The organism is Phytoactinopolyspora halotolerans, from assembly GCF_010550675.1.
GTDB classification, from domain to species: domain Bacteria; phylum Actinomycetota; class Actinomycetes; order Jiangellales; family Jiangellaceae; genus Phytoactinopolyspora; species Phytoactinopolyspora halotolerans.
Map to the genome: position 1 here is coordinate 25,666 of NZ_JAAGOA010000025.1, position 14,337 is coordinate 40,002.

The 14,337-nt window shown below is 70.1% G+C and carries 11 protein-coding genes; 10 read left to right on the forward strand and 1 reads right to left on the reverse strand.

Annotated features, from left to right (window positions below; all coding sequences use genetic code 11):
* Nucleotides 1-175 precede the first annotated feature (175 nt).
* The 5 genes from G1H10_RS26440 (at nucleotide 176) to G1H10_RS26460 (ending at nucleotide 4,821) form a co-directional block, all read left to right on the forward strand.
* Nucleotides 176-1,369, forward strand: coding sequence for an ABC transporter ATP-binding protein (locus G1H10_RS26440; protein WP_163743621.1), 1,194 nt, complete (start codon nucleotides 176-178; stop codon nucleotides 1,367-1,369).
* Complete coding sequence (locus G1H10_RS26445; RefSeq protein ID WP_163743623.1) at nucleotides 1,366-2,205, forward strand: ABC-2 transporter permease; 840 nt, start codon at nucleotides 1,366-1,368, stop codon at nucleotides 2,203-2,205. Before G1H10_RS26440 ends, G1H10_RS26445 begins: the two co-directional genes overlap by 4 nt.
* A gap of 24 nt (nucleotides 2,206-2,229) precedes the next feature.
* Nucleotides 2,230-4,326: a hypothetical protein gene (locus G1H10_RS26450; RefSeq protein WP_163743625.1), complete on the forward strand. Its 2,097-nt coding sequence runs from the start codon at nucleotides 2,230-2,232 to the stop codon at nucleotides 4,324-4,326.
* 20 nt (nucleotides 4,327-4,346) lie between these two features.
* On the forward strand, nucleotides 4,347-4,544 hold the full coding sequence (locus G1H10_RS26455) for a hypothetical protein (protein ID WP_163743627.1): 198 nt from the start codon (nucleotides 4,347-4,349) through the stop codon (nucleotides 4,542-4,544).
* Nucleotides 4,545-4,638: 94 nt separating this feature from the next.
* Nucleotides 4,639-4,821 (forward strand): hypothetical protein, encoded by a 183-nt coding sequence (locus G1H10_RS26460; RefSeq protein WP_163743629.1) that lies wholly within the window; start codon nucleotides 4,639-4,641, stop codon nucleotides 4,819-4,821.
* A gap of 24 nt (nucleotides 4,822-4,845) precedes the next feature.
* Here the strand turns inward: G1H10_RS26460 and G1H10_RS35260 are convergent, their stop codons facing one another.
* On the reverse strand, nucleotides 4,846-5,091 hold the full coding sequence (locus tag G1H10_RS35260) for a hypothetical protein (protein WP_246219989.1): 246 nt from the start codon (nucleotides 5,089-5,091) through the stop codon (nucleotides 4,846-4,848).
* A 73-nt stretch (nucleotides 5,092-5,164) separates the two neighbouring features.
* Here G1H10_RS35260 and G1H10_RS26470 point away from each other — a divergent pair, with 73 nt between their 5' ends.
* From G1H10_RS26470 to G1H10_RS26490, 5 genes are all read left to right on the forward strand, one after another.
* Entirely contained in the window at nucleotides 5,165-7,204 is a 2,040-nt protein-coding gene (locus G1H10_RS26470; RefSeq protein ID WP_163743632.1) for a TOMM precursor leader peptide-binding protein, read from the forward strand.
* Between the two features lie 88 nt (nucleotides 7,205-7,292).
* Nucleotides 7,293-9,077: a SagB family peptide dehydrogenase gene (locus tag G1H10_RS26475; RefSeq protein WP_246219996.1), complete on the forward strand. Its 1,785-nt coding sequence runs from the start codon at nucleotides 7,293-7,295 to the stop codon at nucleotides 9,075-9,077.
* On the forward strand, nucleotides 9,074-11,974 hold the full coding sequence (locus G1H10_RS26480) for a lantibiotic dehydratase (RefSeq protein WP_163743636.1): 2,901 nt from the start codon (nucleotides 9,074-9,076) through the stop codon (nucleotides 11,972-11,974). The genes G1H10_RS26475 and G1H10_RS26480 overlap by 4 nt, the downstream gene beginning before the upstream one ends.
* Nucleotides 11,967-13,022 carry a thiopeptide-type bacteriocin biosynthesis protein gene (locus G1H10_RS26485; protein WP_163743638.1) on the forward strand — a complete coding sequence of 352 codons (1,056 nt, stop codon included), beginning with the start codon at nucleotides 11,967-11,969 and terminating at the stop codon, nucleotides 13,020-13,022. Before G1H10_RS26480 ends, G1H10_RS26485 begins: the two co-directional genes overlap by 8 nt.
* A complete protein-coding gene (locus G1H10_RS26490; RefSeq protein ID WP_163743640.1) occupies nucleotides 13,019-14,329 on the forward strand; it encodes a metalloprotease in 1,311 nt (436 codons plus the stop codon). Before G1H10_RS26485 ends, G1H10_RS26490 begins: the two co-directional genes overlap by 4 nt.
* Nucleotides 14,330-14,337 lie beyond the last annotated feature (8 nt).

Genomic DNA, 14,337 nt, shown 5'->3' on the forward strand with positions numbered 1-14,337 from the left:
CGCACGCACGACCCGCCAGTTACCGACCAGTTACCACAGGCTTTGACCATTTGGTCACGTGCACATTTCTTCCGGTGTGTAGCTCACATTCGGTTGACGTTCACCCGACACGAGAACAGTTGCGGCCAACCACTCAAGGCCCGAGAACCGGGGAGTCACGGCCACAACAACCGGGATGGTGACCTACGTGAAGCTGGGTTCGCTCCAGGCCAACGCCACACACTCCGAAGCTGCTGCCGTAGCACCCGCCGAACGTCTCCCGGAGCAAGAGGCGGCTGCGCACGGCCACCCGAGCACCGGCCAACCCGCGGTCGAGATCGCCGGCGTGCGCAAGAGCTTCGGCGCGGTGCACGCACTGCGCGGCGTGGACCTGCGGGTCATGCCGGGCCACGTCTACGGTGTGCTCGGCCCGAATGGTGCCGGCAAGACCACCCTGCTGCGCATCGTGCTCGGTCTGGTCCGGCCCGACGGTGGCTCGGTCACCGTACTCGGCGGGCGGCCGGGCCATCCGGAGACGCTGAAGGGCATCGGCGCCCTGGTGGAGTCGCCCGCATTCGTTCCCTACCTGAGCGGACGCACGAACCTGAAGGTCCTGGCCCGCGCCCGCGGGCTACCCAACGACGAGGTCGCCAGAGTCCTGCAGGTCGTCGACCTCACGGACCGCGCAGACGAGCGGTTCGCCGGCTACTCGCTCGGTATGGGACAGCGCTTGGGCGTCGCCGCCGCACTGCTGGGCAGCCCTGGGTTGCTCATCCTCGATGAGCCGACGAACGGTCTCGATCCCGAGGGGGTCGCGTCGATGCGGACGTTCATCCGCCGGATCGGTGAGCAGGGTACAACGGTGCTGCTCTCGTCCCATCTACTCAGCGAAGTCCAGCAGATCTGCGATCGGGTCATCGTCATCAACAACGGCCGGGTCATCGCCGACGACACCGTCTCCGCCGTCCGCGCACGCACCGGGGCCACGGTGCTCAAGATCTGGGCCTCGCCGACCGACGAGGCCGGCCCGGTCCTCACCGAGATCCTCGACCGGAGCGCGCCCGTCGGCGACGACTCCGACGAGTCCATGTCTTCCGAGGACGCCGCAACGGGGAGCGTCCCGGAGGCGGGCGCCGGCGCCGACCCTACGACGCCCCGTGTCGGCGCCGGTTCAGCCTGCCCTGTGCGTGTGGAGGACCAGGACCAGCCGTATTGGCGGCTGGAGACGACGCCGGAGATCGTGCCGGAACTCGTCCGCGGCCTGGTACGGGCAGGCATCGCCGTGCACGAGATCCGCCGCGAACGACCCAGCCTGGAGGACGTCTTCTTCACCCTGACGCGGGACGACGCCGATCCGGCACCGGTCGCGAACGAAGGGGGACGTCGGTGATCAACGCATTCGCGTCCGAAACGCTGCTCCTGCGGCGACGCCCGATGCCGCTGGTGGTCGGCGGCGCCTGGACGATCATGGTGCTCGCGTTCGCGTTCGGCGTGCCGTACATCGTCTACTCGGTCCTCGACCCGGCCACCGAGCAGGCCGACCGCGCCGAGCTGCTGGACACGCTGATACCTGCGTCGGTGCCTGCCACCTCCGCGAGCAGTTACCCACTCTTCGGCGGTGCGCTGATGCTCATCCTCGGCGTGCTCATGACCGGACCGGAGTTCCGGTGGAACACCTGGACGGCCCGGTTCACCCAGGGCCCCAGCCGGACGGACGTGATCCTGGCGAAGATCGCCGTCGGTGCCGTGGCGACGTTCGTCATCGCGGTCATCGTCGCCGCGGCGTCGACCCTCGCGTCGTTCATCATCGCGCTCGTCGAAGGCGCTCCCACAGGGTTGCCCTCCGCAGCCGATCTCGTGGCGTCGGTCGGCGCCGCCACGCTGATCTCCACCGCCTGGATGAGCGTCGGAGCCGCCCTGGGCGTCGTCTTCCGCGGAACCACCGTGGCGCTCGCCGTCGGCCTGCTGTGGACGCTCGGTCTGGAGAACGCCATCTCGGGACTCGCCGGGATGCTCAGCGCCCTGGAGCCGGTCCGAGCCGTCATGCTCGGCACCGCCAGCGGCTCGCTCGTCTCCAGCCTGGGGGCTCCTACCCAGGGCGAGGGCGGAACGCCCGGTGTGGTGGATGACCTCAGCACGTCCGCCGCCTGCGTCGTACTCGTCGCCTACGCCGTCATCAGCACAGTCGTCGCCCTCGCCGTCAGCCGACGGCGCGACATCACCTGACCACCGCCACAGTGAGGGGACATCGTGACCACCCAGATCTCTGACGCCGGCACGCTCCGACCGCAGCGGCCGCGGATCCGGCAGGACGTCGCCTTCCTGGAGACCCTGGACGGGGTCTATGTCCGCAGCCTGGACGGCTCGTTCATGATCCGGGGAGCGGGAGCATACCGATACCTGTCGGCGCTGCTGCCGCATCTCGACGGGGCCACCCCGCTGGCCGATCTGGTAGCCGGGCTGCCGGAGGCACATCAGCGCACGGTCACGTCGCTGGTGAACACGTTGGCCTCGCGTGGCGTCGTCGCCGACGGGCCGGACCTCGTGCACAGGTACGACGACGAGACGCGGTCCCGGTTCGCCGGCCAGCTCGCACTGCTCGACCACCACGGCGACGACGGCGCCGGCTTCGGCCGTGCCTTGTCCGCGCAGGTGGGCATCGTCTGTGCCGAGCCGGGTCCGGCCGGCGCGCTCGCCGAGTCGCTGGCGGCGAACGGCGTGGGCGCAGGCGCCGGCGGCGGCGTTCGCACCGCTACCCCGGACGAGATCGCCGCCGGAGGTCACGGTCTCGAGCTGATCTGTCTTCTCGCACCGCAACGGCCGCATCCGGATCTCTTCGCGCTCGCCGACGCGGCGCATCGCGACGGTGCCACGTTCGTCTCCCTGTTGCGCGTCGGTGACCAGTTGGTTCTCGGCCCGCTGCACGGTGCCGGCGGCGCAGCCGATCTGCACTCCGCCATCCTGCGGATGAGCGACAACGGCATCGACGGCACCGACGCCGTATGGCAGGCGACGAGCATCCGCGCCGCTGCGCCCCGCCAGGGAGCTGTGCCGGAGGCGGCCGTGGCGATGGCCGTCAGTCTGCTCGGGTTCGAGGTGTTCAAGGCCACCACCGGCAGCATCACGAGCGACCTCTCGGATGCGGTCGTGGTGCTGGATCCACTCCGGCTCACCGTCCGTCAGGAGCCGGTGATTCCGCATCCCGCCTCTCCGCGTGCCGGCCGCGCGGTGAGCGGCGATGCGGTAGCCGCTGCGCCGGCTCCGGGCACAGCCGCGGCCGCGTCCGCACGCCAGAACGACGACATCACCGGCGAGTCCGCCACCGAGGAGGCCTACACGCGGTTCGAGCGCGCGGTAGCCGACACCGTCGGTGTGCTCCGTCGCTTCGACGACGACACGCTGCCGCAGATCCCGGTGAAGATCGCCCGTCTGGAGGCACCGGCGGTCGGCCGGCACCATCTGGTCAGCTACGGCTCGGACACGGTACTCGAAGCCCGCCTGGCCGCCTTGGAGGACGCCGCCGTCCAGTACGCGACGACGATCCAGCGCCGGTGCACCCTGCTGCCACCGGCCGCCCCGGGCGCCGGCCACATCGCCGACCACCAGCTGGAGGCATGGCTCGGCGTCCCACGAACCGACGCGTCAACGGTGGCGGCCACAGCCTGGGGGGACGACGGCAGGCAGCTGGCCGTGCCCCGCGCGGCGGTGCTCGCCGGACCGTGGGATCGGGATGCGGCGTGGTTCGAGCCGACGCTCGACGGCGTCCGCGCCGCGCCCACGGCGTCGGAGGCCGCCTCGCGCGCCCTCCTGGACGCCGCCGGAGCCGCCGCGATCCGAGCGATCGCCCGCGGGGAGGAGCAGCTCCATCCCGTCCGGGATCACCTGCTCGCCGAAGCACTGCCTGCTGAGCGGCACACGCTGTTGACCACGCTGGTCAACGAGCTAGCGGACGACGGCAGCCAGGTCGGGCTGTACCTGGGACGCGGCGTCGTGCCGGTCGCCGTGGTCCATCTCCGCGGTGGCACCGAGACGGTGACGGCCTGTGCCGGACGCAGCTGGGACGAGGCGGCCGAGCAGGCTCTGCTGAGGCTGGTCGGAGCCCGCCAGCTGGCGGCAGCCGGCGTCGATGCGCCGGCTGCCGAGGGCCCCGTTCCGGGCCTCAGCAGCGCGATCGTGGGGCAGCGTGCCACCGAGCTGCCTGCCGGGGTCGTGGACGAGGAGATCCTCGGCAGGCTGTCGGATCGAGGGCGACACGTCGCCGTCGTCGATCTGACCCCACCGGATCTGGACGGCATCACCCATGTCGCCCGTGCTCTGGTGTACCGCACCACCACCGACCGCCCCTGACGATCCGGAAAGGAGGCACCGTGACCGCCACCGAAACCAGTTTGACCAGCGAGCTTCTCACGCTGGAGAGCGTGACGTTCGAGGTCGAGGAGATCGCCGATCTCGGCCAGGACGGCGCAGGCTGGTGCAGCTCCAGCACGAGCACGTCGAGCTGCTCGTCCTGCAGCACGTCCAGTTGCTGCGGCTGTTCCAGCTGTAGCTGTAGCAGCACCAGTTGACCATGCACACCCCGTGGCCACCGCTCGCGCCGAACCATGAGCTCCGCCGCTCCCCCTGCGGCGGACGGAACTCATCCGGAAGGAGGTGAAAGCCATGGCACTGCACGAGGAGCTTCTCGACCTCGAAACCACGACGTTCGAGGTGGAGGAGATCACCGACCTCGGCCAGGACGCGGCCGGCTGGTGCAGCTCCAGCTGTTCCTGCTCCAGCTGCTCGTCCTGCAGTACATCCAGCTGCTGCTCGACCAGCACCAGCACCGGCTGTGGAGGCGGCTGATCCGCCCACCATCGGCCAGTGACATCACAACAGATCCACAAGGAGGTGAACCAGCATGTCGAACAAGGCTCTGAACCTGGAGCTCGTCGATCTCGAGGCCGTGACGTTCGAGGTCGAGGAGCTCGCTGACCCGTCCATGGACATGGCCGCGAGCAGTTCCTCGTGTAGCACGTCGAGCTGCTCGTCCTGCAGCACATCCAGCTGCTGCAGCTGCAGCACCAGCACGTCCAGCTGCGGCTGACCGAAGAGGGGTGCTGCGGGCCACCTCACCTGGCCCGCAGCACCCGCTCCCCTCCAGTTTCCCCGTCCAGCCGCACCTTTCGCCAGAGAGGCGTTGACTTTCGTGATTACTGTGGATGCGCACCGCACGGCGCCGGACGCGGCTCCGGCCGACCACCCCGCCCAGGAGGATCTCGACTTCGGCGAGACATCCCTGCTCACCGACGTGGGACGCCGGATCGCCGAGGCGCTGCCTGCGCACGTCGCCGCGGCGTGCCGCGCGCTCGATGTGGGCGTGCTCGGCCACCCCGGGCGTGACCATCGGGTGCGGATCGACACGGCGGACGCGAGTGTGGTCACGGAAGCGGCGACGGCCACGGCCGCCGACGGCTCCCGCGCCGACGATGCCGCCACCGACGCTGCCGGCGTCGCCGTCCGGCTGTACGCGGGTTCCTTGGTGATCGCGGCCACTCCCGGCGCCCCTGGGCCGTGCCCGACGTGTCTCGACCGTCGCTGGATCGTGTGCCGGCCGATCGAGGAGCGTCGCGTCCTCGATGAGCCGCACGGGATCCGCACGACCGCGACGTCGCCGCCCACCGCCCACGCCGTCACCATCGCCGCGCAGCTGGTCGGTGCGGCCGTGACCGGCGAGCCGGACGGGGCGAGCTATCCCGTCTGGGCGGTGGACACCCAGAACGCCGAGGTCAACCGGTTCGGGCTGCTCCGCGACTCGTCCTGCCCACATTGCGCCACGCCGACGCCGGATACGGCCGAGGACGCGGAGATCGTCTTGCGGCGCACGCCGGCGTCGGCCCCCGGCGCCACCCGCGCACGCAGGCCCGATGATCTGGCACTGCCGATGGACGCGCTGGCCAACCCCGTCTGCGGGATGCTGGGTGCGGCCGGCATGCGGGCCTACCACGCCACCGCCACCGCGCCGGTCAGCGGCCGCTTCCACGTCCGCAGCAAGTACGGACTGCACGAGATGTGGTGGAGCGGCCATGCGGAGAGTTACCACCTCAGCGACGTGCTCGGCGTGCTCGAAGGGCTGGAGCGCGACGCCGGTCAGCAACCCCGCCGGGTCCAGCTCGCACGGCGGGCGCGCGTCACCGACCTGGACGTGCCGTTCGTCGAGATGGAGACCTGCGGCCTCTACTCGGCGGACTTCTACCAGCGGCACCAGGAGAAGTACGTGCCGTGGACGGACAACCCCGAGGTGCCGTGGGTGTGGGGATGGTCGCTGCGGGACCGCCGTTCGCTGCTGGTGCCCGAACAGATCGTGTATTACCTCGATCACCGCACCGATCACCGGAACACCGTGCAGGAATGTTCCAACGGCTGCGCGTCCGGCAGCTCGGTGACCGAGGCCGTGCTGCACGGACTGCTGGAGCTGATCGAGCGGGACGCCTTCCTGATCTCCTGGTACAGCGGGCTGACGCCGCGGGAGATCGATCTGGACACCGTGAACCACCCGCTGGTACGGCAGATGCGCGCCCAGGTGGATCTGCTCGGTTTCGACCTGCGTTGCTTCGACGTCCGTGCCGACCTGCCGGTGCCGGCCGTCGGCGCCGTCGCCGTCCGTCGAGACGGGGGTCCGGGCACCCTGTGCTTCGCCGGAGGCGCGTCGCTCGATCCGGCTGACGCCGTGCGGGCCGCCGTCTGCGAAGTGGCCTCGTACGTTCCCGGCTTCGACGAGCGGGTGACCGACTCGCGCGAGCACCTGGAGCTGATGATCGACGACTACCGCCACGTCACCGAGCTGTCCCACCACGCCCTGCTGTTCGGCATGCCACAGATGCGTCCGCACGCGGAACACTGGCTGCGCCAGTCCGAGAAGTCCGGGATCGACGAGGTGTACGCCGACTGGACGCAGGGCCGCGCGCCGGTGACAGACCTGCGCGAACCGGTCGAGGAGATCGTCGGCCTGCTGGCCGATCGCGGCTACGACACGGTGGTGGTGGACCAGAGCACCCCCGAGCAGGAGGCGCTGGGACTGCACACGGTGGCGACCCTCGTGCCCGGCCTGATCCCGATCGACTTCGGCTGGGAACGCCAGCGGGTGCTGACCATGCCGCGGATGCGCTGGGCCCCGTACCGGGCCGGCCTGACCCCGCGTCCGCTCACCGCCGACCAGCTACACCGCGTCCCGCACCCGTTCCCATGATCATGAACATTAACCGTGCTATGCGGACGCTAAGTGTTCATGATCATCGAAGTAGCCGCCGCAGAGGAGTTGACCGCCGGTGAATACGATGCACCAGCTCCACGATCACGATCAGAATCGGGATCAGGATCATCATCACCACCATCACCACCACCACGACCTGGTGGACGTGCTCCCTGCGGCCGATCCCACGCCGCCCGCCGACGCACAGACCGCGCTCGACTACGCGCGGCGGATGTTCGAACGGCAGCGGGTGCCGTTGCCACCGTTCGGATTCACCGTCGACTGGGCCGACCAGCCGTCCAAACACAAGCTCTACCTGGACGCGCCCAGGTTGCCGCTACCGGCGCCCTTCGCGGATCTGCCGCCGACGGACATGAACAGCGCCGCGCGACGGGCCGCCGCACCACCCGGCGACACCATGCCCGATCTGGCGACGCTCGCTGCCGCCCTCGGCTGCTACAGCCTGACCGGGCGGCGCACCGAGCCGAACTGGAACGAGGACAGCAGCCGCAAGCTGGCCAGCCAGAGCGCCGTCTGGTCCCGCCCCACACCATCCGGCGGTGGGATGTATCCCGCGGAGAGTTACCTGGTGGTCGGCGACGACGGACCGCTGCCCGCCGGGCTGTACCACTACGCGACCGCCCAGCACAGCCTCGACCGGCTCGCGGTCGGTTCGCGCTGCGCCGAGCTGACCCGCGCCACCGGCGTGGCCGCCCAGCTCTACCTGGTCGGATCGCTCCGGTTCTGGAAGAACGCCTTCAAGTACAACTCGTTCAGCTACCACGTGGTGACCCAGGACATGGGCGCCCTGCTCGGCTCGTGGCGGCTCGTCCTGGCGGCGCACGGGCTGGCGGTGGAGCCCCTGCTCTGGTTCGACGAGGATCTGGTCAGCGGCGCGATCGAGGTGGACGGCCAGACCGAGGCGCCGTTCGTCGTCCTCCCGCTGGGAGCGCACCGGCCGGTGACGGACGACGAGACGGACGGCGAGACAGACCACAAGGCCGTTGACGAGACCGGCGACGAGCCGTCGACGCGTCTGCTGCCGCTCTCCCGGGGTGAACCGCACCGGGTGTGGGAGAGGTCCGCGCGCGTGCGGACGTTCCCGCTGGTCGAGGAGGTGCACGCGGCCGCGCTGGTCGGCGACGAGCCGCGGCCGGAGCCCGGCGTCGCCAGCGCCGGAGCCATCGCGCCCGCCGAAGGCGAGGAGATCTCGCTTCCGCCCGGGACGGACCCCGCCGATCTGGACCTCGCCGCGAGCCTGCAGCGACGGCATAGCAGTTTCGGGCTGCTCAGCGCGCAACCACCGCTGAGCGTCGCCGACCTGGGCTGGGTGCTGTCGGTGACCGCACGGATCGGCGCCGGCGGGACCGACGTGGCGCCGGCCGGCCCGCACGGACGCAGCCATCCGTGGACCAGGCTGTGGGTCCTGGCCAACCAGGTGGACGGCCTCGAACAACGCGGTTACGCCTACGACGCGGACAGCCACCGGCTCATCGCGGGCGCGCCCGTGGACTTCGCCGAACTGCAGCGCTACTACGCGCTCACCAACTACAGCGTCCGGGAGGCGGCCGCGCTGGTGGTGATCACCGGCCGGTTGCGGCCGTTGGTGCACGCCTACGGCGGCCGCGGCTACCGGATGCTCAGCATCGAGGTCGGCCAGAACGCGCAGGCGCTCTACCTGGCCGCCACCGCCCGCCGCCTGGGTGTCGGTGCGGTACTCGGCGTCGACAACCTGGCCGTGGACGAGATGCTCGGCATCGACGACACGGACGAGAACAGCATGCTCTTCGCGCTCATCGGCCACGAACGCGGCCCGCGGGCCGGCTACGACCACACCATCCGCCGCCCAGAAGGGAGCCGACAGAGATGACGGATCTACTCGACCGGCTGAGCACGGCCACCCACCACAGCTCGGGCGAATGGCGACTCGGCGAGGGTTACCTGCTGCGGGTCGCCGGCCGGCCTGCCGACGTCACCACCGCTCTGCGCACGGAGAACGCCCGGGAATGGGCCGAGCAGGTGTTCGCCCTGGAATCGACCCGCGATGAATCCGGCGAGGCACTGCGGTTGGCGCTCGAACAGGCCGTCGCCGCCGTCGCGGATGACCACCCGGACCGGATCGCCTTGATCAACCTGCGCCGTGACGTGTTCAACGCTCGCCGGCCGCGCAACAGCACCCTCAGCAAGGCCGACCCTCTGCTCACGCCGGACGCCCGGGCGCTGCTGGACGAGTGGATGGGCACCGTCGCGTCGCTCCGCGAGACGCTCGAGGCGGGGGCGGACGTCGTCGGCGCGGACATCACGGCCGCCCGCACCCGGGCGCGCGACGTACTCTCCGACGACGATCTGCGCAGCGCGGTCCTGCTCCAGTCCGAGGTGCTGGAGAAGAACATGGACCGCTACCTGAGCGGCAAGCGCAAGATGGACAAACAGAACCGCCAGGTGGAGCGGACGCTGCTGGAGCTGCTGTACCGGGCGGCGCTGAAAACCAGCCCGTTCAGCACGTTGACCTCGGTGGCGCTGGGGCGGTTCGCGGCCGACTCGGCACGGCCGCGACCGGAGCCGGTGTCGCTGCGGCAGCACTCCAGCGCCAGCCTGAACGTCGCGATCCTGGCCCGGCTCGCCGCGGTGATCCTGGCCGACCCGGAGTTGCGCTCATCGATCCGGGTGACGCTCGCCCCGGGCGCCAGCACCGAGGGCGACTCCATGCGATACGTGCGGCGCCGTACGTCGGCGGGGGCCGACCCGGACGCCGTCGTCGCTATCGACAGCGTCCATGAAGACCTGTTCTTCCTGCCGAGCGGACCGGCGCTGGACGACGTCGTCCGGCGCACCCGCGACGCCCGCCCCCGGTTGAGCGAGCTCGCCGCGGACGTGACGGCGGCGTCGGACTCCCGGACGCCGGAGGATGTCGAGAAGCTCCTCGGCCACCTGCTGCGGCTCGGGTTCCTGCTCGCCCCGGAGCTGCAGGTGGACCTGCGCGCGAGCGACCCCGCGTCGTCGTTCGTCACGGCGTTGCGCGCCCAGCCGAATGCGACGCTGCGCGACGTGGCGGACCGGCTCGGCCAGGCGCGCGAGCAGGTCCAGCGCTACCCGGCGACGCCCGCGCGGGAGCGCCGCGGCGTCCTCGGCGAGGTGCGCCGCCTGGTGACCGAATCGTTCGAGGCGGTGGGCGCGTCGTCGGCGCTGGTGCCGCGGACCGTCATCTATGAGGACACGGTGACCACCAGCGACGGACTCGAGGTGAGCCGTTCGCAGTGGGAGCAGACGATGCTGCCCGACCTCGCCGACCTGGCCCGCATCCTGCCGGCGTTCGACCTGAATCTGCCGCGGAGGCTGACCGCCACCGGCTTCTTCCGCGCCCGTTACGGCGCCGGTGGCAGCTGCGACGACGTGGTCCGGTTCTGCCACGAATTCCAGCGGGACTTCTTCTCCCCCTACACCCAGCGCTCGATGCGCCGCCGCCAGTTCGACGATGACAACGCGTTCGTCCCACAGGAGAACTGGTTCAAGCTGACCGACATCGCGGCCATCGACGACGCCCGCGAACAGGCCTCGCTGTTCCTCCGCGACCCGCAGGCCGTGCTCGGATCCGGCACCGACGAACGGCGCGACGATGACGGCGGCGATGCGGACGAGATCCAGCTCGGGCCCGAGTTCGTCGATGCCGTGCACCGGCGGTTGCCGCCCAGCGAACGGACGGCGCAGCCATGGTCGTTCTTCGTGCAACTGGCTGCGGACGGCACCGAAGATGCGCCAGGCCGGCTTGTGCTCAATCGGGCGTACGCCGGGCTGACGCTGATGTTCTCCCGGTTCGCGCACAGCCTCGACGACGCCGGGGCGAACGCCCGCGGCCTGATCCGCGATGTGCTGCACCGCTACACGCCCGACGGCGCGGTACTGGCGGAGCTGCGCGGCGGCTACGAGACCACCAACCTCAACGTGCACCCCGCGGTCACCGACTACGAGATCGTCTGCCCCGGCGACGCCAGCACGCGTCCGGCCGAGGAACAGATCCCGCTGGAAGACCTGCGGCTGGTGCACGACGCCGAGGCGGACCGGCTGGCGCTGGTCTCGCACCGGCTGGGCTGTGAGGTGGTCCCGATCTACCTCGGATTCCTGATGCCGATGGCGCTGCCCGAGGTGCAGCAGGTGTTGATGTGCCTGTCGCCCAGCGGCATGGCGCAGATCGACCTGTGGGCCGGAACCGGGCAGCCGGTGCCGGCCGACGGCATCACCATGTATCCGCGGCTCAGCCTCGGGAACCTGGTGCTGCAACGCAAGATGTGGAAGCTGAGCACCGACGTGTTCCCGTTCCGCGACCCGCAGCATTCCGACGCCGAGCATTTTCTGCGGCTACAGCGTTGGCGGCGCGAGCACGGGCTGCCCGGGCGGTTGTTCGCCCAGATCGACAACGCGGCCGCCGGGAGCACGGTGGACGGCGGCGACGACGGAGCCGACAACGACGAGGGCACCCGGACCGCCGATGCCGACGGCGCGGGCTCCGGCCGGGGCGAGCGGCGGAAGGCCGGCCGTAAGCCGCTGCCGGTGGACTTCGGCAGCTGGTTGTCGCTGCACCTGTTCGAGCAGATGGCGCTCGGTGCGACGTCGCGGATCGTGCTCACCGAGGCGTACCCGGACCAGGACGCGCTGTGGTTGCGCGACGAGAACGGGCGCCCGTACGTGAGCGAGCTGCTCGTGGAGCTATACGACACAACTCGGGATGCTCGCGAGCCGGAGGCCGACGAAAGGGGTTCTCATGGGTGACGACAGATGGGTCGCTCTGCATGTCTTCTACGCCAGCGACGCCAACCCGATCCTGGTGGAGGCGGTGCGGCCGCTCGTCGACGAGCTGCGTCGGGACCAGCTGATCGACGGCTGGTTCTTCATCAAGTACTGGATGGAGGGGCCGCACATCCGGGTGCGGTTCAAGCCGTCGTCACCGGAGCTGCGGGACGAGGTAACCCAGCGCGCCACCGCCGCGCTTGAGGAGTTTCTCAAGCGACGGCCCGCGCTCTACGACACGGACGTCGACGGTTTGGACGATCTGTACAAGCGGATGTACGTGGCCGAGTACGGCGAGGAGAGCTGGAACGAGAAGTACGGCGACGGCGGGATGCCGTACCGCCCGAACAACAGCGTCGCGCTGATGCCGTACGACCCGGAGTACGACCGGTACGGCGGCCCGGTCGGGATCGACATCGCCGAGTGGCACTTCGAGCACTCCAGCGACCTGGTGGCGTTGCTGCTGGCGACATCGAACGCACACGTGCGGCCGGTGCTGCTGGGGATGGCGACGCAGCTGTCGCTGATGACGGCGTACACGTTTCTGCACACCGACGAAGCGGTGCGCCGGTTCTTCCAGCGGTACCGGACCTTCTGGGAGACGTCGTACCAGGAGCCGTCGGACGACTACCACTCGTCGTTCGAGAAGAGCTTCGACCGCACCCGGGAGACGCTGCTGCCGCGGATCGAACGGATCCGGTCCGTCGCCGCGGCCATGAACGGAACCGCCGACGCCACGGGCGACGAGCCCAGCCTCTCCCAGATCGAGCGACGGTGGCTGGCGCACTGTGCCGAGCTGCGCGACCGCGTGCTCGACGCCGCGTCGCGCGGGGAGCTGCTCTTCCCGTCCCGGCAAGGTGAGGGCCGATCGACGATCGACGAGCCGGAGGCGCTGGCCACCGTGCTGCTGAGCTCGTACATCCACATGACGAACAACCGGTTGGGTGTCGCGATCCTGGACGAGATCTACCTGTCCTACCTGATCGAGCGGGCACTGACCCCGGCGGAAGAGCTGGTGGAGACGGCATGACCGCCGTCAACGGTACCGAGACGACGGACGCGGCCAACGCGGCCGGCGCGACCGAGACCACGGACACAGCGGGGGCCGACTGGCTGGACCATGCCCGGCCCAAGCTGCGGGACGCGGTGCATGTCGGGCCGGCCCTGCTCAAGGGTGACCAGGAGCTCTACGTCGTCGGTGACCGGGAGACGCACGCCTACCTGAAGGTGGGCGCGCGCGAGGCGTTCCTCATGGAGCACCTGGATGGGCGTCGGACCTTGTCCGACATCGGTGCCGTCTACGCGGAGCGGTTCGGCAAGCGGCTCGCCGCCCAGCACTGGCAGCAGTTGCTCGGGCTGCTCTCCGCCCGCGGCCTCATCGATCCGGCCGGTGAGGAACAGCTGGCCCGCATCCGGGAGCAGGCGGCCGAGTCACGTCGGCAGCGCGGACGCTCGCCGCTGCTGTTCCGGATGCCGATCCGCCGGGCGGTGGACCTGGTTCCTGCCGTGGCCCGCTGGACAGGGTGGCTGTTGCGTCCGGTGGTGGCCGCACCGCTCAGCGTCGTCGGCCTGGCACTGGTGGTCTACGTCGCGCTGAGTTGGACCGAGTTGTACGACGCGGTGCAGGCGTCGCCGTCGCGCTGGGCGGTGTCCGTGGTCGCCTTCGTCATCATCTGGTCAGTGCTCGCGTGTCACGAGTTCGGGCACGCCGTCGCGACGTACCGGTACGGCGGAAGACCGACGGAGATCGGTGTGATGTGGCGGTTCCCGCTGCTGGCCTTCTACTGCAAGACGGACGACGCGGTGACGTTCCGCCGGCCCGCGCACCGGGTGGTCACCTCGTTCGCCGGGATCTACGTCAACCTGATCGCGTTGCCGTTCTTCGCCGCGCTGTGGTGGTGGGGCCCGGAGTCGGGCTGGTGGCACGGGCTCGCGGGCGCACTGTTGCTGTTCGGCGCCGTCGCCGCCGTCGCGAACCTGATTCCGGTGCTGAAGCTGGACGGCTACCACATGCTGGAGCACGCCACGTCGACGATGAACCTGCAGACCGAGTCGTTCAAGTTCCTGGGCAGACTCATCAAGAACGGACGACGCGGTATCGCCGCCTATCCATCGCGGGGACGCTTCGTCTACACCGCCTACGCGGCGCTCGCCGTCGCGATCCTCGGCACGGCGCTCGTGCTGCTCGTCCGGATCTGGTACCAGACGCTGGCGGATCTGGTCGGCGGACCGGGCGCTGTGGCGATCTTGGCCGGTGAGGCCATTCTGGTCGCGCTGTTCGTCCGATGGGCCCTACGCTGGCAGCAACGCCGACAGCAAGCCTCTTCAGGCGGGTAAGGAGACAT

Bases quoted from the DNA above. Each gene is read 5' to 3' on its own strand.
- G1H10_RS26440 (WP_163743621.1), top strand. From the start codon at position 176: ATGGTGACCTACGTGAAGCTGGGTTCGCTCCAGGCCAACGCCACACAC.
- G1H10_RS26460 (WP_163743629.1), top strand. From the start codon at position 4,639: ATGGCACTGCACGAGGAGCTTCTCGACCTCGAAACCACGACGTTCGAG.
- G1H10_RS26475 (WP_246219996.1), top strand. From the start codon at position 7,293: ATGCACCAGCTCCACGATCACGATCAGAATCGGGATCAGGATCATCAT.
- G1H10_RS26480 (WP_163743636.1), top strand. From the start codon at position 9,074: ATGACGGATCTACTCGACCGGCTGAGCACGGCCACCCACCACAGCTCG.
- G1H10_RS26485 (WP_163743638.1), top strand. From the start codon at position 11,967: ATGGGTGACGACAGATGGGTCGCTCTGCATGTCTTCTACGCCAGCGAC.
- G1H10_RS26490 (WP_163743640.1), top strand. From the start codon at position 13,019: ATGACCGCCGTCAACGGTACCGAGACGACGGACGCGGCCAACGCGGCC.